General features: G+C 48.2%; 10 protein-coding genes. 6 read left to right on the forward strand and 4 right to left on the reverse strand.

The window, feature by feature from the left end; translation table 11 throughout:
* Positions 1 to 146: 146 nt before the first annotated feature.
* Positions 147 to 1,022: an NAD kinase gene (locus C1H71_RS01430; RefSeq protein WP_130104979.1), complete on the reverse strand. Its 876-nt coding sequence runs from the start codon at positions 1,020 to 1,022 to the stop codon at positions 147 to 149.
* Between the two features lie 147 nt (positions 1,023 to 1,169).
* Here C1H71_RS01430 and hrcA point away from each other — a divergent pair, with 147 nt between their 5' ends.
* The 5 genes from hrcA (at position 1,170) to C1H71_RS01455 (ending at position 10,266) form a co-directional block, all read left to right on the forward strand.
* A complete protein-coding gene (gene hrcA / locus C1H71_RS01435) occupies positions 1,170 to 2,183 on the forward strand; it encodes a heat-inducible transcriptional repressor HrcA (protein ID WP_130104980.1) in 1,014 nt (337 codons plus the stop codon).
* Positions 2,184 to 2,226: 43 nt separating this feature from the next.
* Entirely contained in the window at positions 2,227 to 3,255 is a 1,029-nt protein-coding gene (gene mltB / locus C1H71_RS01440) for a lytic murein transglycosylase B (protein WP_130104981.1), read from the forward strand.
* A gap of 296 nt (positions 3,256 to 3,551) precedes the next feature.
* Complete coding sequence (locus C1H71_RS01445; RefSeq protein ID WP_130104982.1) at positions 3,552 to 7,235, forward strand: DUF2339 domain-containing protein; 3,684 nt, start codon at positions 3,552 to 3,554, stop codon at positions 7,233 to 7,235.
* A 144-nt stretch (positions 7,236 to 7,379) separates the two neighbouring features.
* A complete protein-coding gene (locus C1H71_RS01450; protein ID WP_130104983.1) occupies positions 7,380 to 8,681 on the forward strand; it encodes a DUF3999 domain-containing protein in 1,302 nt (433 codons plus the stop codon).
* 139 nt (positions 8,682 to 8,820) lie between these two features.
* The gene (locus C1H71_RS01455) at positions 8,821 to 10,266 is read left to right on the forward strand and encodes a sensor domain-containing diguanylate cyclase (RefSeq protein ID WP_130104984.1); all 1,446 of its coding nucleotides are present in this window, start codon (positions 8,821 to 8,823) and stop codon (positions 10,264 to 10,266) included.
* Here C1H71_RS01455 and C1H71_RS20530 read toward each other — a convergent pair.
* The 3 genes from C1H71_RS20530 to C1H71_RS01465 all read right to left on the reverse strand — a co-directional run bounded on the left by C1H71_RS20530 (position 10,256) and on the right by C1H71_RS01465 (position 14,048).
* The gene (locus C1H71_RS20530; RefSeq protein ID WP_188053488.1) at positions 10,256 to 10,426 is read right to left on the reverse strand and encodes a hypothetical protein; all 171 of its coding nucleotides are present in this window, start codon (positions 10,424 to 10,426) and stop codon (positions 10,256 to 10,258) included. The genes C1H71_RS01455 and C1H71_RS20530 overlap by 11 nt on opposite strands.
* Before the next feature lie 295 nt (positions 10,427 to 10,721).
* Positions 10,722 to 11,462: a 23S rRNA (guanosine(2251)-2'-O)-methyltransferase RlmB gene (gene rlmB / locus C1H71_RS01460; protein WP_130104985.1), complete on the reverse strand. Its 741-nt coding sequence runs from the start codon at positions 11,460 to 11,462 to the stop codon at positions 10,722 to 10,724.
* 72 nt (positions 11,463 to 11,534) lie between these two features.
* Complete coding sequence (locus tag C1H71_RS01465) at positions 11,535 to 14,048, reverse strand: bifunctional diguanylate cyclase/phosphodiesterase (protein WP_130104986.1); 2,514 nt, start codon at positions 14,046 to 14,048, stop codon at positions 11,535 to 11,537.
* A gap of 291 nt (positions 14,049 to 14,339) precedes the next feature.
* Here C1H71_RS01465 and mfd point away from each other — a divergent pair, with 291 nt between their 5' ends.
* Positions 14,340 to 17,738 (forward strand): transcription-repair coupling factor, encoded by a 3,399-nt coding sequence (gene mfd, locus C1H71_RS01470; RefSeq protein WP_130104987.1) that lies wholly within the window; start codon positions 14,340 to 14,342, stop codon positions 17,736 to 17,738.
* Positions 17,739 to 17,844 lie beyond the last annotated feature (106 nt).

Raw genomic sequence — 17,844 nt, forward strand, 5'->3', positions numbered from 1 at the left:
TCAAGGAAGCACGCAAAGAAACAGTCTTAAGGCAGGTAATAGTTAATCGCCCCCAAAGGGCTCTCTCTGTCTGCTGCCTTTTATCTTTATCTAGCTCTGCGTTTATAGATCTTTTAAGCTTTTTTAAAAAGTGCGTAGATCTTCGCCTACAAGCGCTCGCCCCAACGCAGTTTCTCGCGCAGCGTATCGTAGTAGTGATAGCTATTGGGGTGTAGTACCCTCAATGTATTGCGGTAGCGGCTAATTAATACACGGTCTTTTTCGTGCAAATTACAGTGCGATTGATTATCAAAATAAACCCGTGCATCTTCCGAGCGAGTCAATAAAAACTCAACTGCACAGGTGTCGTTCACCACAATCGGGCGGTTAGACAAGGATTGTGGGCAAATGGGCACAAGCGCAATGGCGGGTAGGCTAGGGTGCAAAATCGGCCCGCCCGATGCCAGCGCGTAAGCCGTAGAGCCAGTAGGTGTGGAAATAATCAGGCCATCTGAGCGCTGGCTATATACAAAGCGCCCGTCGATAAAGATTTCAAACTCAATCATGCCGCCGGTATTGCCACGGCTAAACACCACATCATTAAACGCCAGAGCGCTATCGATTTCATGGCCATCACGCACCACGGTCGTTTCAAGCAGGATGCGCTCTTCGGGGATGAACTCGCCGTATAGCATTGCAATTATCAGCTCATCCATCTCATCCACTGAAATATCGGTCATAAAGCCCAAACGGCCTTGATTAACACCGACAAGGGGAATGCGATAAGGTGCCAATAAGCGAGCAACACCCAGCATCGTGCCATCTCCACCCAGTACAATCACCAAATCAGCCACTTTACCGATATTATCGCGACTAACCGCCTGGTGCTCGGTGATGCCATGCTCATCCGCAGTGGATTGATCCAAGAATACCTTAACGCCTGCGCGAGCCAGCAGAGCGGCAAGCCGACGAATCGGCTCGTCTAAGGTCGGTGTGCCGGTTCGGCCAACCACGGCAATGGTTTTGAACAGTAGACTATGCATAAGCTTATTAGACCCGAAATTTAATAAAAAAACACCCGCGCACTTTGCTTTAAACTCACTAAAACAACACAACACACTTTGCTTGGATGCAAAAGTCCTTGTAAAACAAAGTAAGATTCGCCATAAACCCTAGCGCCATTGGCCCACATGCTGAACGATCGTTCTCAAATTCTACTTAAAACCCTCGTCGAGCGCTACATTGCCGACGGTCAACCTATTGGCTCAAAAGCCCTGCAGCACTTTTCTGGGCTAGATATTAGCTCAGCCACCATTCGTAATACGATGGTTGATTTAGAAGCACTAGGCTTTGTTGCCAGCCCACATACCTCGGCAGGTAGGATTCCTACCGCCCTAGCTTACCGTGTATTTGTTGATTCATTACTTACAGTGAAAACTTTAGATAAACTCACTATTACCGAACTCACCGAGCAGCTTCCCATCGATAGCCCACAGCGCAGCGTGGCTGCCGCATCGCAAATTTTATCGCAGCTTACTCACTTTGCAGGCATGGTACAAAGCCCAAAGCGCCACGATATTTTGCTCAAGCAAATCGAGTTTATGCAGCTATCAGAGCGCCGTGTGCTGCTGATTTTAGTGACTAGCGATGGCGATGTGCAGAACCGTATTTTGCAAACCGAGCGGCTGTTTAGCGCCAGCGAGCTGATTGAAGCCGCTAATGTACTGAATGAATATTGCTCAGGCAAAACACTTTCGGCACTGACTCATCTGGTACAAAACGAGTTAGTCCGGCTTAAAAGCGATATTGTCAGCCTGATGAATGCCGCCGTCGCCGTCGGTGCCTCTTTGGCAAAACACAGCGATTCCATGATAATTGCAGGTGAGCATCACCTTTTAGGCTTTGGTGATTTATCCTCCAATGTTATTAGAATGCGCCAATTGTTTGCGCTGTTTGAGCAAAAAACAGCGCTGCTGCAGCTGTTAGATCTTGGCAATCACGCTGATGGCGTTAAAATTTATATCGGTGATGAATCTGGCTTGGCCCCCCTAGATGAATGCTCAGTAATTACTGCGCCCTATCGCGTCAATGGTGAGATTGTTGGCACACTAGGCGTGATAGGCCCAAGCAGAATGGATTATCAGCGGGTGATTCCAATTGTAGATATCACCGCACAATTACTTTCTACGGCGCTCTCCCAATAGGGGCACGACATAGCCCCCTTCCACACCTCTCTAAGTGAAAACAATGCATAAATTTCTTCCCCTATTATTAGTTAGCCTGATGGGTTTTGCCCAAGCCGATGAAGCTCTCGTTGCCCGAAAAGACGTGCAGGCCTATATCAAAGCCACCGCAGCTGCTTACCAATTTAGCGAAGAAGAGCTAGTGCAAACGCTAAGCCGCGCTACGCCCAAAAGCAATGTTTTAGATGTTTTAGATCGCCCTTCTACCGCTAGGCCTTGGTATACCTTTCGGGTGAATTTTGTAAACCCAGCGCGCAGCCTAGCGGGAGCCAAATTTTGGCGTGAACACGCCATTGCGATCAAAGAAATTAGCGAGCGCTATGAGGTAGAGCCAGAAGTTATCGTGGCGATTTTAGGGGCCGAAACCAATTACGGCAAAAACACCGGTAGCTTTCATATTTTGGACGTACTGACCACCATTGCCTTTGATTACCCACGCCGTGCCGAGTTCTTCCAAAAAGAGCTCACCGAATTTTTGCTCTTAGCACGCGAAGAAAACGAAGACCCCCTGAGTTTTAAAGGCTCTTACGCTGGAGCCATGGGCTGGCCACAATTTATGCCCTCATCGTTTCGTCAATACGCCGTTGATTACGACCAAAACGGCCACCGCGATATCTGGAACCACCCCAACGATGCCATCGCTAGTGTTGCCCATTATTTAAAAGAGCACGGCTGGCAGCAGGGTAAAACCGCCTACACCGCCGTTAATATCAATGCCGATTTAAGTGAAGTTTTCGCCGATAAATTTAATCTGCACTACAGCGTGGGCGATCTCATGCAAAAAGGCGTGGTACCGATCACCGAGCTAGATACCGCAGAAAAAGCCGTGCTGTTCTCGCTAGAAACCGAGCCTGGTTTTACCCGCCACTTTTTAGGCTTTAATAATTTTTATGTGATTACCCGTTACAACAAAAGCACGCTCTACGCGACGGCCGTGCTGCAACTTTCTGAAAGCATTTTAAAAAGCTATCAAGAAGGCGATGATTTAAGGCCAGCTAAACCCACAAGCAAGCCGGCCAAGAAAAAATGGTAGGGCTAACGCTAATGCTTTAAACAAAGTATTAAGGATTGGCCTAGCAGCCTGTCGGACTTCGACGGTCGAAGCGAAAAATCGCATGATCGAGACCAGATTTTGCCGGATTTGCAGCGCCAATAACGAGTTATTGGTCAAAAATCTGGTGAAATATAGGCCGATCAGGTGATTTTGCAGCTGACTGATGCTAAGTCCGACAGGCTGCTAGACACGCAATACACACCCAAAAAAACCATTCTCACATTGATGCACAAACGGGCACGCCGTGCCCAAATGCATGCACAACAAGGGCCCGCATGAAAGCCAGCATCTTTATTTTGATCGCCATGATTTGGGGTGGATTTCAATTTGGCGTGGAAGGCGCATTCGGCTGCGCCCTGTTGGGTTTTGTGATTTACATTTTTATAAGCAAGCAATCTACCCACCCAGCCCAGGCAAGTAGCCAAGAGCAGACAGCACCAGTGGCTAACGCCAGCGCGCTGAGCCTGAGGCAAAGGGTAGATCAGCTAGAGCAATCCTTGGCGTCTTTGCAGGCAGAAGTTGCGCAAATGAAAGCCTCAGCCCCCGCAAAAACCACAGACCTTGTTAGCATGTCAGACCGTGAAGCCCACATTATTGAGCCAAGCAGCTCAATAATGACTGCGTCTGAAGCACTAACATCAGAACCAAGCATGAGCACGGCGGCTGAAGCACTTCTGCAAGAGCCTAGCAACATCAGTCTTTCTGAAGCCGCCACTAACATTTTTCCAAGCATAGCAACAAGCCCATCTAAGCCAGATACCACACCACTTTCACAAGCCGCCGAGCCGCCCCAAATCCCTAGCCCTCGCCCTGCTGCAGGGCCAAGCTGGCTGGACACCCAATTGAATAACGCTTATCAAATGGCCAAAAACTGGCTATTGGGCGGCAATACCGTGGTGCGGGTTGGGATCTTAATCCTCTTTTTTGGCGTAGCGTTTTTACTAAAATTTGCCGCTGACAACAGCATGCTGCCGGTGGAGTTTCGCTTTGCTGGCACCGCACTCGGTGCTGTTGCCCTCTTGGTGATTGGCTGGCGATTACGGGATAAGCGCCGTGAATACGCGCTGATTATGCAAGGCGGTGGGGTGGGTGTGCTTTACCTCACTGCCTTTACCGCACTCAAGTTTGCAGTAATTCCTGCTGGCTTTGCACTGGCATTCTTAGTGCTCATTGCGGTGTTCTCGGCCATTCTGGCGATTAAACAAGATGCTAGATCGCTGGCCGTGATGGGGATTAGCGGCGGCTTTTTAGCGCCAATTTTAACCTCCACCGGTAGCGGCAGCCATATCGCGCTATTTGGCTATTTTGCGCTGCTAAATGCCGGCATTTTCGCCATTGCTTGGTATAAGACTTGGCGACCGCTGAATTTACTCGGTTTTGTCTTCACCTTTGGTATTGCCACCAGTTGGGGAGCGCTTAAATACCAGCCTGCGCTCTTGGCCAGTACCGAGCCGTTTTTAATTTTGTTTTTCCTATTTTATGTGGGTATTGCCCTGCTCTATGCCCTGCGCCAGCAAATCGCGCTTAAAAGCTATGTAGACGGCACGCTGATTTTTGGCACACCGCTGGCAGCCTTTGGCCTACAGGCTGCGCTAGTGCATGAGATTCAATTTGCACTGGCGGGCAGCGCCGTTGCCCTCTCCGCTTTTTATATCGGCATTGCCCAATCTCTGTGGCAGCGTAAACGGGACGAGCTGCACCTATTATTTGAGGCCATGTTAGCGCTGGGCGTACTGTTTGCCACACTAGCCATACCGCTGGCCTTTGATGCCCGCACCACCGCCGCCAGCTGGGCCGTTGAAGCGGCGGCGATTATCTGGGTGAGCTTACGCCAGCAAAGACTTCGCTCCCTGCTTTGTGCGCTGGTCTTGCAGGCCATTGCCGGCATCGCCTTCTTTAATAAGGCTGGTCCACTCAATGAAAACGCCATTGCCATCCTCAATAGCGGCTATATCGGCGGCCTGATGTTGGCTTTATCTAGCCTATTCAGCGGCTATTTATTGCAAAAAAAAGCGGCGCTGGAATGGTTTAAACCTGGAGCGACCCTCTCACCGTTACTGGCCGCATGGGGATTAATCTGGTGGCTGGGTTCTGGCCTTTATGAGATTGAATCCTTTGTCCTCAGCTCAGAGCAGTATTCAGCCGAGGTGATCTTTATCGGCTTTAGCGCACTACTGGCCAGCTTAGCTTGCAAAAAATGGGCTTGGCCGCTGCTGCGCCTGCCTGCGCTCGCGCTTTTTCCTGCACTTGGCTTGATGCTATTGCAAGTGCTCATTCATAACAGCCATGCGATGACAGGATTGGGCATACTAGCGTGGCCACTGTCCTTACCACTGGCGCTATGGCTACTGCATAGGCATGAAGAAGACAAGCAAGCCATCGAAATTCTGCATGCGCTGGGCATTTGGCTGCTCAGTATTTTAGTTGCCACAGAACTGGCTTGGCTGACTCGCCAAGCTGTACCAGAAGGGATATGGCGCAATGTAGCGTGGCCTTTAATCAGCGCAGCCGTACTTTGGCTGCTGGCCGAATATGGCAGCAAAATCAATTGGCCAATTGCACGTCATCCACGCGCTTACTTTGTGGCGGGTGCGGTGCCAATTGCGGCTGGCCTACTCATTTGGACCTTATTTGCACTCGGCAGCGATGGCAATGCGGAGCCACTGCCTTATATACCGCTACTTAATCCACTCGATATCGCCCTTGGCCTTGGGCTAGTTGGGCTGCTGGCGTGGATAAAGCGCTTACGCACATTGGGCTTGCTTGATCTATCCAAATGGCTGACCCCTAGCTTACTTGGACTGGGGTTTCTCTGGCTTAACGCGATACTGCTGCGCGTCTTTGCCCATTGGGGAGGCGAGTATTACAGCCTCTCTACCCCAATTAACTCACTCAAAGTACAAGCCGTGTTTGCGCTATTTTGGAGCGCCGCATCCATCTTGGTCGTGATGGCGGCTCAACGCTTAGGCGGGCTGTTAGCAACGCGCATTGCCGTGCGTGCTTTACTTGCCGTGCTATGGGCTTGGCTACTGATCGCCAACTTTAACGATGGTAGCCTCTTGCCCATCCGCTATCTGCCACTCTTTAATCTACTAGAGCTGGCTCAGCTTGCGGCATTTGGCGCACTGTATATGGCTTGGCGCGATCAAAAATACAGCCTATTTACTGATGCTGTTTTACCCAATTGGCTGGCCTATACCCTGCTTGCCACCTTATTTATTTGGTTTAACGGCGCTTTATTGCGCGGCCTGCACCACGGCCTTGCCTTGCCTTTCTCGGTATGGGAAGCGATTCGTTCCAGCAATATGCAGCAAATCTTTATGCTGGCATGGGGATTGTTTGCGCTGGCCGCCATGCAGCTCACCCGCCGTGGCAGCATGCTGCGTCTATGCGCCATTGCTTCAGCCCCCGTGATCCTCATCATGTGGCTTTGGACCTTTTACGCCAACCTCAGCCAAAGCGGCAGCCGTTGGCCACTGCTTAATCCGCTTGATCTGATCCAAATCGGCATCTTTGCCTTAATCGGCCTGTGGCTGTATCGCGTTGACAAGCTGCGTGGCGGTTTACCGCAGCAGTGGCTAAAAATCGGGGTTGGTTTCACAGCTTTTGTCTGGCTCAATGGCGTCTTGCTGCGCACCCTACATCATTGGGCTGATGTACCCTATGTGGCCAGCGCGCTACTACACTCCACACTGGTGCAAGCCTCGCTATCAATCTTCTGGACGCTACTGGCCTTTAGCATCATGTTGTTTTCTGCCCGTAAATTGGATAGATCGCTATGGTTTAGCGGCGCAGCCCTCTTGGTGGTGGTAGTGGCCAAACTATTTATTATCGATTTATCCAGAATCAGCGGCATCGAGCGCATCGTAAGCTTTATTGGTGTAGGGATTTTGCTATTAATCATTGGCTATTTATCACCCCTACCGCCCAAGCAAGAATCGAAAGAGGGTGATGTATAAACAATCATTTTTAGTCCATAAAAAACACTAAAATCACGAAAAATAGCCATAAAGCAAAGTGCTGCCTCTAATTTTTGTGTTTTTTATGGACCATATATTGGGTAAATACTACTCAACAATATCAGTCATATAAAAGGAAACCTCATGCGCCGTATGCTGATTTTATTGCTTTGCATCAGCCCTCTTACCCTCGCAAAAAAACTCACGCCTACGCCGTTGCCAGCCATATTAACAAGCAGTCTATTTAGCCATCAGCAAGCCTTAATCATCAAAGAAACCGCGCCTTTTTACCGGCTAGATTTACCCATTAGCGTGTATCAATTTAGCCAAGACGCAGATTTAGGCGATCTACGGGTGTTTAATGCCGCAGGAGAAGTGGTTCCTTATGCCTTTATAAGCCCAAAGCCCTCCATCCAATCCGCACAAACAGCGCTGCGGTTTTTCCCCTACTCCAATACACAACTCTCTCAGCAAATATCGGTACAAGTTCATAGCAATGGTCAGCTCAGCGCTCAAACCAGCAGTGCCAGCTCCAGCCAAAGCAGCTATATCGTCGATGCATCACAAATCCAAGGCCGCTTTGAAACCCTAGCTTTAAGCTGGCAAGAAAGTAATTACCAAAGCCAAATAAAGCTAGCCGTTAGCGATGATTTAAAATCATGGCAAGAGCTAGGCAGTACGGCGCTGGTGCAGCTTGATTATCAAGGCCAAGTTCTAAAGCAGGCCAAAATTGATTTAACAGGAGTTCAAGCAAAGTACCTGCGCCTTAACCCTGAAACGCCGCTTACCCTTACGCAAGCCCTGCTGCAATATTCTACGCAAGATGCCCCAATCGCCCACAGAATATGGCTAACGCCCATCGTTGCCACCGCCTCTCAGCAGGGCGAATATCTGTTTGATCTAGGCCTGCATGCCCCCATTGATAGAGTGCAACTTGCGCTACCACAGTTAAATACCGTAGCCGAAGTAAGCCTATCCAGCAGCGCCAATCCTAAAGGCCCGTGGCAAAGCGTACAAAATATGATTGTGTATCGCCTCGCAAATAGCGAAAGCCCAAGCATAGAAATCAGCCCCAATAATCATCGCTATTGGCAACTACAAGTTAAACAAAATGGAGGAGGATTGGGGCAAGGCATGCCCAAATTAAAAGTGGGCTGGTTAGCACAGCAAATAGCCTTTGCCGCCCGTGGTGAAGCGCCATTTACCCTTGCCTTTGGCAATATTCAAATCCAAAACGCCGCCATGCAAGCTCAGGATTTAATTATTGGCAAGCAGATTGCACCCGCCACAGCAGGCGTTTTGCTTAATAAAGTTGCCATCACAACAACCATAGCCAGCGCCCCTTCCCCAGCTAGAACTTACGGTTTATGGGCTGCACTGGTATTGGCAGTGACCGTATTAGGCACAATGGCATGGAAATTATTACAGCAAACAAAAAAATTGTAAGTAGCTGGCAAATCTACAATAAAAAAATTAAAATTGCATACATATTTAATTAGAAAACTACAGATTATCTGCTAAACCTTGCCAAACCATAAATACAACAGCATAATATATTAACTTCAGCTTTATGTATTGAGCCACAATGCCACTGATCCCAAAACGCTTAAGGCTCTTAACTCTTGTAACGATACTTTTAGTCGTTGGATTTTTAAGCACAAGCATTGCCAGCTATTGGGTTTCTAGCCAAGCGATTCGCTCACATATTATTAGCAATGAATTGCCTATTGCGGCCGACAATATTTATTCTGAAATACAAAAAGACATATTTCGCCCAGTTTTAATCTCCTCCCAAATGGCACAAGACACTTTTTTACGTGACTGGCTATTAAAAGGAGAGAATAATCCAGAACAATTAATCCGTTACTTAAATGAAATTCAAATTAAATATCAAACCGTCACCACCTTTCTTATCCCTGAAAAAACCCGCCATTATTATCACCCTACAGGCATTCTCCAAGAAATAAAAGAACAAGACCCGCGCGATGCTTGGTATTTTCGTGCCAAGAAAATGGCGACTGAGTATAAAATAAATGTAGACCCAGATAAAAACTACCAAAATAGAATGACCATTTTTATTAATCATCAAATTAAGGATTATAAAGGCAATTTTATTGGCATAACAGGCGTTGGGCTCACTCTAAATTCCATGAGTCATTTACTTAAAAAATACGGCACACGTTTTCAAAAAAATGTTTATTACGTTAACAAAACGGGCCAAATCATACTTACATCGAAACCGCAGCTATTTTATCCATCCATTTATAAACAACCTGGCCTGCAAAACATTGCCACGGCTATTATTAATAAAAGCACCACACCGCAGCAATTAAGCTACCAATTAAATAACCAGCTTATTCAAGTTAATACCCGCTACATCCCAGAGCTTAATTGGTATTTAATTGTTGAACAAAACGAGACCGATACCCTACGTCCAGTTCAAAAAATACTTTATATTAACATAGCCATTTCAGTTTTAATTTCATTTTTAGTTGTTGCTGCAGCGATCTATAGCATTAACCGTAATCAACGCTATCTTGAAAAATTAGCCAATACAGATTCACTTACCCGTTTACTCAACCGGCAAGCCTTTGAAGTTATTTTCAACCAAAAACTATTAGAAATATCCAGAAAAAAACGCCCACTTTCTTGTGTATTGCTCGATGTAGATTATTTCAAACGCATCAATGACGAACTCGGGCATTTACAAGGTGATGCAGTACTTCAGCAGCTTGCACAGCTTTTAAAAAAATCCACAAGGGCAAGCGATACGCTGGCACGCTGGGGCGGCGAAGAATTTATTCTACTACTGGATAATTGCCCTAGGCATATTGCCAGCGAATTGGCCGAAAAAATAAGGGCCGTTATTGCCAGCCATGATTTTAAACTCCCTATTCCCCGCTCAATTACGATCAGCCTTGGCGTTAGTGAATTAACCGATAGCGATAATAGCCAATCATTTTTTGATCGCACTGACCAGCTACTTTACAAAGCCAAAGAACAAAACAGAAATTGTGTAGTTACGGGCTAATTCCATTCATCGCATTTAACAACTCCCAGTATTCAGTCATATCACTGACATTCCACAGCGTCACCAATGCGTCTCCCTGTGTGGCCACATGAATATTACTGCGAATGCCAAATAAAGATTGCAGTAAATGCTGTGGCCAATAGACTTCGGCACACTGCATAATTTTAGCGGCTCTTGCATTTGGGCCCCTGTCTCTGCATATTGAGCGCGCACCGTGCTGGCAATAGAAACCCTAGCAGCTAGGCTAAAGCAATGAGGTATTTACTAAAGAGAAAGGGTATAACCCTGTGGATGCGCTGGGTGAATCGCTGGCAGTACTGTGGCCGCAGAAACAACAGGTGGTTTGAGCTATTTCTTTAAAGCTAGGCGGGGTGTGAGACGGTTTGGCTGTACATGGTGGGTAAGCCAAACCCACCATTTTGGCTCCCCCCACCCACCTAAGTAGCGATGACCTATTACTTATTCATTTCACGCTGACGGCGACTTTCTGCAAGGATAATCCCACTGGCTACCGATACATTCAAGCTTTCTACCGAGCCAAACATTGGGATAGAAACCAAGGTATCGCAAGATTCACGCGTCAGGCGGCGCATGCCTTCACCTTCATTGCCCAATACCCAAGCCAATGGGCCGGTTTGGTTGAAATGATGCAAATCAGTTTTGGCATCGGCATCCGTACCTACAATCCAAACATTTTGATCTTTTAAATCGCGTAAAGTGCGCGCTAAATTAGTCACCATGATGTAAGGAATCACTTCGGCAGCACCGCAAGCCACTTTAGATACGGTGGCATTAATGCTAACCGATTTATCTTTTGGTGCAATCACGGCATGCACGCCCATTGCATCGGCCACACGCAAGCAAGCGCCTAGATTATGCGGATCGGTAATACCATCCAAAATTAGCAAAAACGGTGGCTCAGTCAGATCTTCCAGTACATCTTCCAGCACCACGTAAGATTTACCCGCGTCGATCATCGCCGCTACGCCTTGGTGGCGAGCATGACCCGTCATCCCATCCAAACGCGAGGCATCCACCATAATCACGTGCACGCCTTGCTGCTCTGCTAATTTCAGTAGCTCTTTAGCACGTGGATCGGCGCGACTGCCATTAAAGAACAATTCTAAAACGCTATCAGGGAAGCGTTTAACACGGGACGCAACGGCATGAAAACCGTGGATTAATTTTTTTTGCATATCAGACTCTGTTTACGTTTTTTCGCAATGGTGCTTAGCCCTCAATGAGCTAGGCATGCGATTAAAATCACCTTAAAAAACCGGTTCTTTATTAGATGGATTTAGCTTTACCAGCCCTTCATGGGCTAGATACGCCACAAGATCATCGGCAGACAAGGCGCGTGAGTATAAATAACCTTGCACGCTATGGCAGCCGCTTTTGCGCAAGAATAACATTTGTTGAGCCGTTTCTACGCCTTCACCGACTACCGTGAGGCGTAATTTACGTGCCATGGCAATAATTGCCTCGGTAATCGCGGCATTATCCGAGTCCTCCGGCAGGCCTTCCACAAAGGATCGATCAATTTTTAAGCTATCAATCGGGAAATGCTTAAGATTAGAAAGCGATGAATAGCCCGTTCCAAAATCATCAATAGCCAGCATCACCCCCATCAACTTCAGCTCATTAAGGGTCTGCACGGCCCGTTTTGGGTCTTGCATAATCATGCTCTCGGTGATTTCCAACTCTAAGCGCGATGCAGGCAAGCCGCTTTGCACCAGCGCCTCTTTCACCTGCTGCACTAAATTTTCTTTTTGGAATTGCCTTGGAGATAAATTGACGGCCACGTGTGGAATATCCAAACCCGCCTTCAACCAAACACACATTTGCCGACACGCTTCAAAGAGCACCCACTCGCCAATAGCCACAATCAGGCCACTTTCTTCAGCCAATGGAATAAAACTCACCGGAGGAACCAAGCCCAAGCTTGGGTGATTCCAACGAATCAAGCTTTCTAAACCACTTAAGCGACCAGATGCTAAATCAATTTTGGGTTGATAGTGCAGGCAAAACTGCTGGCGCTCTAAAGCATGACGTAAGCCGTTTTCCATCATCAGATGCTCAAACGCCATTTCATTCATATTTGCAGCAAAAAACTGCACATTGTTTTTGCCTGTTTCTTTGGCGCGGTACATCGCCACATCAGCATTTTTAAGTAGAGCCGCAGGCGTTTTACCATCACAAGGATAAACACTCACACCGATGGAGCAGCTTACAAACAATTCTTGGCCATTAATCACGCAAGGCTGGATTAAAGCCTGGCGCAAATCCTCAGCCACTAGGCTTACTTGCTCTAGGGATTCGGCATCTTCCAGCAAAATAGTAAATTCATCCCCGCCAATACGGGCTAAAACATCATATTCACTCACTACCGTTTGTAAGCGTTGCGCCACAGTCACTAATAAAGCATCGCCCACTTCATGACCAAGCGTGTCATTAATGGTTTTAAAGCGATCTAGGTCAATAAACAAAACAGCAAATGGCTTGTCATCAGCGCTTAGCACCGCATGGTTAAGCTTTTCTTGCAATGCCATACGGTTATACAACCCCGTGAGCGGGTCGTGGTTGGCCAGATAATAGAGCCGCTGCTCCGCTGATTTTCTATGGGTGTAATCAGAAAAAACCCCCACATAATTGGTCATTCTGCCCTGCTCATCCCTTACCGCACTAATCGACAGCCACGCAGGATAGACTTCCCCACATTTACGCTTATCCTCCATCTCCCCCTGCCATTGCCCGTAAGTATTTAATTCATCCAACATTTTACGGTTGATATCGAGCTGCCCTTGCTGCTTAAACATGCGTGAAATATGCCCAATCGCATCCTTAGGCTCAAATCCTGTAATACGGCAAAAAGCAGCGTTAACAGCCACAATGCGAGCATTGGCATCAGTAATTAAAATGCCTTGACTGGCACTACCAAAAACCTGTGCAGCCAAACGCGTGCCTTTCGCTGCCACAAAGTCTTCTTGATTGGAGGCCGCCAGCACCACGCCGGTTACCACCACAGATAAAAGCAGCAAAGTGGATAAAACACCACCCAGCCATATATTACCGAATTGCGAACACGCCGCCAGCAATGCAACCACTATCCCAAGCACGCCATTGCCAACGTGGCCAAAGCGTAATGCAGACCAAATAATTAAAGGAAACAATAAAAACAGCAATTCTTTGTGACCATTAAATTCGCTGAGTAATAGTGCGCCCAAGCCCGTAATCGCCACCACCAATAGCAATTCAGCCAGTCTATTGGGCCAAATCATGGCACGCTGATGCTGCAAGCCAAAACAAAATGGCACCACAATTAAAATAAAGAGGGCATCCCCCAACCACCAAGAAATCCAATCAAAGAACAACAACGTGGTTGAGGCTGGAAAAAACACACTTTCAATAACCACACCGCAACTGGCAGCAAAAAATGCGCCTACCAAAGGGCCAGCAAAAAGTAGCCGCATACTGTCTTTAACCCGTAGCTCTCCACCCAAAGCAAATTTGGGCAATAAGGCCTGCACCAGCAGAGGCTGCACAATGTTCAGCAAGGAAAGCGCTAATACCCCCTGAAGTGGGTAACCTTGAAGCACTGGCAATATCCAAGAAACGAGCGCCAAAGGAAGGATGGAGCGAGGGCCAGCTAGGAGTAAAGCTGCAACCCCTATTCCTGCATGCAAACTAAACAAATGCTGCCCTGAGGACAATTTCCAGCTAATAAAACTTGAAATACCGTATATCAAAGCAATAAGTAACTGCTGTAGCCAAATCCTACGCATTAATATTGCCCCTCCTGAGCGATCTTTATTCTTTTCTATGCGAATAAAATATGTCTAATTTTGTAAGCATCATTCTGTAGATGAGAAAAAAAATCAAGTACTACCTTTCTAAACCCTTTGAGAAAACCTCGTAAATCCCCTAGCGCGCCTAAATTTTATCGCCGTCATTTGAAAGCAGGCCTAAAACATTTGCACGCACGCATAGATGCGATTTAGTGCAATTTTAAGCGATGGCTAAATCATGAGGACGGGTATAATCCGCCACTACGCTTTCTATGAATGCCACCTGCCATGACTCTGCCTGCACTCCCCTTAAACGGCCAACGCACCCAAATCAATGCCCTGCATGGATCTGGTGATGCTTGGGCCTTAAGCCACTATGCAAATATTGCCCACCCACTGGTGGTGTTTACATCAAGTGCGCAGGTGGCCAGCCGCTTAAAAGAAGAAATTGCTTTTCTAGCACCGCAAAAAAACATCGTGCTGTTTCCTGACTGGGAAACACTGGCTTACGATCATTTTAGCCCGCACCATGATTTAATTTCGGAGCGCTTAGCTGCGCTATGGCAGATTCGTCAGAATCAAGCAGATGTGGTGATTGTACCCGTGCAAACAGCGATGGGCGTTTTGCCCCCAGTAGAGTACCTTGCCGCCTACACCTTCTTCCTAAAAAAAGGAGAGCGGCTTGATACAGATCAGCTACGCGCAGATATGGCATTTGCAGGTTACAGCCATGTCACTCAGGTTTATGGGCCAGGTGAGTTTTCTATCCGTGGCGGGCTGATTGATCTCTTCCCTATGGGCTCAACTCTGCCTTTTCGGCTCGATTTATTTGGCGATGTTATCGAAACCATCCGCACCTTTGATGTGGATACCCAGCGCAGCCTTTATCCAGTTCCCGAAATCCGCCTCTTGCCCGCGCGTGAATTTCCGCTCGATGAAAAGGGGCGCACCCAGTTCAGACAACGCTTTAGAGAAGTATTTGAAGGCGACCCAAGTAAAGCACGCATTTATAAAGAAATAGGTAACGGCAGCACCCCCGCTGGGATTGAATATTATCTACCGCTATTTTTTGAACAAACGGCCACACTATTTGATTACTTGCCTAAAGACGCGGTTCTAGCCCAACACGGAGAGCTACTTGTCGCTGCGGAACAATTCTGGGCCGAAACCTCTGACCGTTACCGAAACTTATCTGGCGACAAAGAGCGGCCAATTCTTGCGCCCAAAGATCTCTACCTCACGCCCGATGCGCTATTTAGCGGCTTAAAACAACACCGCCGTATTGAATTTATTGCCGGTGATTCTGCATTCAGCACCACCCTGCCCGCTCTAAATGTAGACCGACGCAGCGAAAACCCAATCAGCAAGCTCACAGATTTTATTGCCCAATTTAAAGGACGTATTTTGCTATGTGCCGAAAGCCTTGGCCGCCGCGAAACCATGGCACAGTTTTTTGCTGAGTACGGATTTAAACCTAAACTGATCGAAAGCTGGGCCGATATCCAAGCCAGTAAAGAGCAGGTTCTGCTTACCGCCGCGCCGTTTTACAACGGCTTTATCTTAAACGACAGCGCACTGGCGATTATTACCGAAGCCAATCTGTATGAAATGGTGGCGCAAAGCCGTGGTAAGCGTCAGCAAAAGCGTAGTAATACTGATGCCATGCTGCGCGATTTATCCGAGCTAAAAATTGGCGATGCTGTGGTGCACGAAGGCCACGGTATTGGTCGCTACTCCGGCCTAACCAGCATGGATTTGGGTGAGGGCGAAACCGAGCTAGTCGTCATTGAATACGCGGGCAACGATAAACTGTATGTGCCGGTAAGCCAGCTGCATGTCATCAGCCGTTATTCCGGTGGTAGCGCAGACGCGGCCCCCCTACATAAATTAGGCAGTGGCAGTTGGGATAAATCCAAACACAAAGCCGCTGAGCAAGTCAGAGACACCGCCGCAGAGCTGCTTAATCTCTACGCCCGCCGCGCCCTACGTAAGGGCCACGCTTTCGAATGGGATTTCCATGATTATGCCGCCTTTGCCGCAGGCTTTGGCTTTGAAGAAACCGCCGACCAAGCCGCTGCAATTGAAGCCGTATTGGTCGATATGCGTGTCGACAAACCAATGGATAGACTGGTGTGTGGTGACGTAGGCTTTGGTAAAACTGAAGTCGCGCTGCGTGCCGCCTTTGCTGCCGTAGCGGGCGGCAAGCAAGTAGCCGTCTTGGTGCCAACCACCCTACTGGCCGAGCAACATTTCCAAACCTTTAGCGATCGCTTTTCTGACTGGCCGATTAAAGTGGCGGAAATCTCGCGCTTCAGAAGCGCTAAGGAAGCCGCTGCCACCATGAAAGGCATGGCGGAAGGCACGGTCGATATTGTGATTGGCACGCATAAGCTAGTGCAGCCGGATGTGGAATTTAGCAAGCTGGGCCTCGTGATTATCGACGAAGAACACCGCTTTGGTGTGCGGCAAAAAGAGCAGCTTAAAGCGCTGCGTGCCGATGTGGATGTACTCACCCTTACCGCCACGCCGATTCCGCGCACGCTGGCGATGAGCCTAGAAGGCTTGCGTGACTTTTCCGTGATTGCCACCGCGCCCAATAAACGCCTTGCGGTTAAAACCTTTCTTGCCAAATTTAGCGACGGCATTATCCGCGAAGCGGTATTGCGCGAGCTAAAGCGCGGTGGCCAAGTATTCTTTTTACACAATGAAGTCGACACCATCGACAATATGCGCGAAAAACTCAGCACGCTGCTACCCGAAGCTCGCGTTGGCGTGGCGCATGGCCAAATGCGTGAACGCGATCTTGAACACGTGATGCGAGACTTTTCCCAGCAGCGTTTTAACATTCTGCTTTGCACCACCATTATTGAAACGGGGATCGACATCCCCAACGCCAACACTATTTTGATGAACCGCGCCGATAAATTTGGCTTGGCGCAATTACACCAGATGCGTGGCCGCGTGGGCCGCAGCCATCACCAGGCATACGCCTACCTGCTGGTGCCTGAGCCTGAAGCACTGTCCGGCGACGCTAAAAAACGCCTTGAAGCGATTCAAATGATGGATGAGTTGGGGGCTGGATTTTATCTGGCCATGCACGACTTAGAAATCCGCGGTGCGGGTGAAGTGCTGGGCGACTCGCAATCGGGTGAGATGCAGGAAATCGGCTTCTCGCTCTACAGCCAGATGCTCAAAGAAGCGGTTAAATCACTTAAAAAAGGCATCGAGCCTGATTTATCTCAGCCGCTGGGGGTCACCACCGAAATCAATCTACGTGCCCCCGCGCTGCTACCCGCCGAATACTGCCCCGATGTAAACGAGCGCTTAAGCCTCTATAAACGTCTTGCTCATTGTGAAAGCAATGAAGATCTAGATGACATTATGCAAGAGCTGATCGATCGCTTCGGCTTATTGCCTGCTCCCGCCAAAGTACTACTCGATTGCCACCGCCTGCGCATGATTGCTGGCAGCTTGGGCATTGCTAAAATCGACGCCAGTGATGTCGCTATCGTGCTGAGCTTTACCACCAATACCGTGATCGAGCCGATGAAAATAATCAAACTCATCCAAAACAAAAAGAATTATAAAATGAGCGGCCAAGATAAATTACGCGTAGAGGGCAACTGGCCAGAAAGCGCCTTGCGGGCTGTGCGAGTGAAAGAGCTGCTGCAGGAGCTAAGACACTAATGTCTTCTTAGGGCGGTTACAACGGTTTATCGTGTCCTCCCCAAGAAACTCGCATCAGCTCACCTGCTGCAATTTTTAACGGACAAAACGTCATCGTGGCCCAAGC

The organism is Iodobacter fluviatilis (assembly GCF_004194535.1).
GTDB classification, from domain to species: Bacteria; Pseudomonadota; Gammaproteobacteria; order Burkholderiales; family Chitinibacteraceae; genus Iodobacter; species Iodobacter fluviatilis_A.

What these genes read in the sequence shown, in the direction of transcription:
- C1H71_RS01450 (WP_130104983.1), top strand. Translation starts at nt 7,380, where the DNA reads ATGCGCCGTATGCTGATTTTATTGCTTTGCATCAGCCCTCTTACCCTC.
- hrcA (WP_130104980.1), top strand. Translation starts at nt 1,170, where the DNA reads ATGCTGAACGATCGTTCTCAAATTCTACTTAAAACCCTCGTCGAGCGC.
- C1H71_RS01465 (WP_130104986.1), bottom strand. Translation starts at nt 14,048, where the DNA reads ATGCGTAGGATTTGGCTACAGCAGTTACTTATTGCTTTGATATACGGT.
- mfd (WP_130104987.1), top strand. Translation starts at nt 14,340, where the DNA reads ATGACTCTGCCTGCACTCCCCTTAAACGGCCAACGCACCCAAATCAAT.
- C1H71_RS01455 (WP_130104984.1), top strand. Translation starts at nt 8,821, where the DNA reads ATGCCACTGATCCCAAAACGCTTAAGGCTCTTAACTCTTGTAACGATA.
- C1H71_RS20530 (WP_188053488.1), bottom strand. Translation starts at nt 10,426, where the DNA reads ATGCAGTGTGCCGAAGTCTATTGGCCACAGCATTTACTGCAATCTTTA.
- rlmB (WP_130104985.1), bottom strand. Translation starts at nt 11,462, where the DNA reads ATGCAAAAAAAATTAATCCACGGTTTTCATGCCGTTGCGTCCCGTGTT.
- C1H71_RS01445 (WP_130104982.1), top strand. Translation starts at nt 3,552, where the DNA reads ATGAAAGCCAGCATCTTTATTTTGATCGCCATGATTTGGGGTGGATTT.
- C1H71_RS01430 (WP_130104979.1), bottom strand. Translation starts at nt 1,022, where the DNA reads ATGCATAGTCTACTGTTCAAAACCATTGCCGTGGTTGGCCGAACCGGC.
- mltB (WP_130104981.1), top strand. Translation starts at nt 2,227, where the DNA reads ATGCATAAATTTCTTCCCCTATTATTAGTTAGCCTGATGGGTTTTGCC.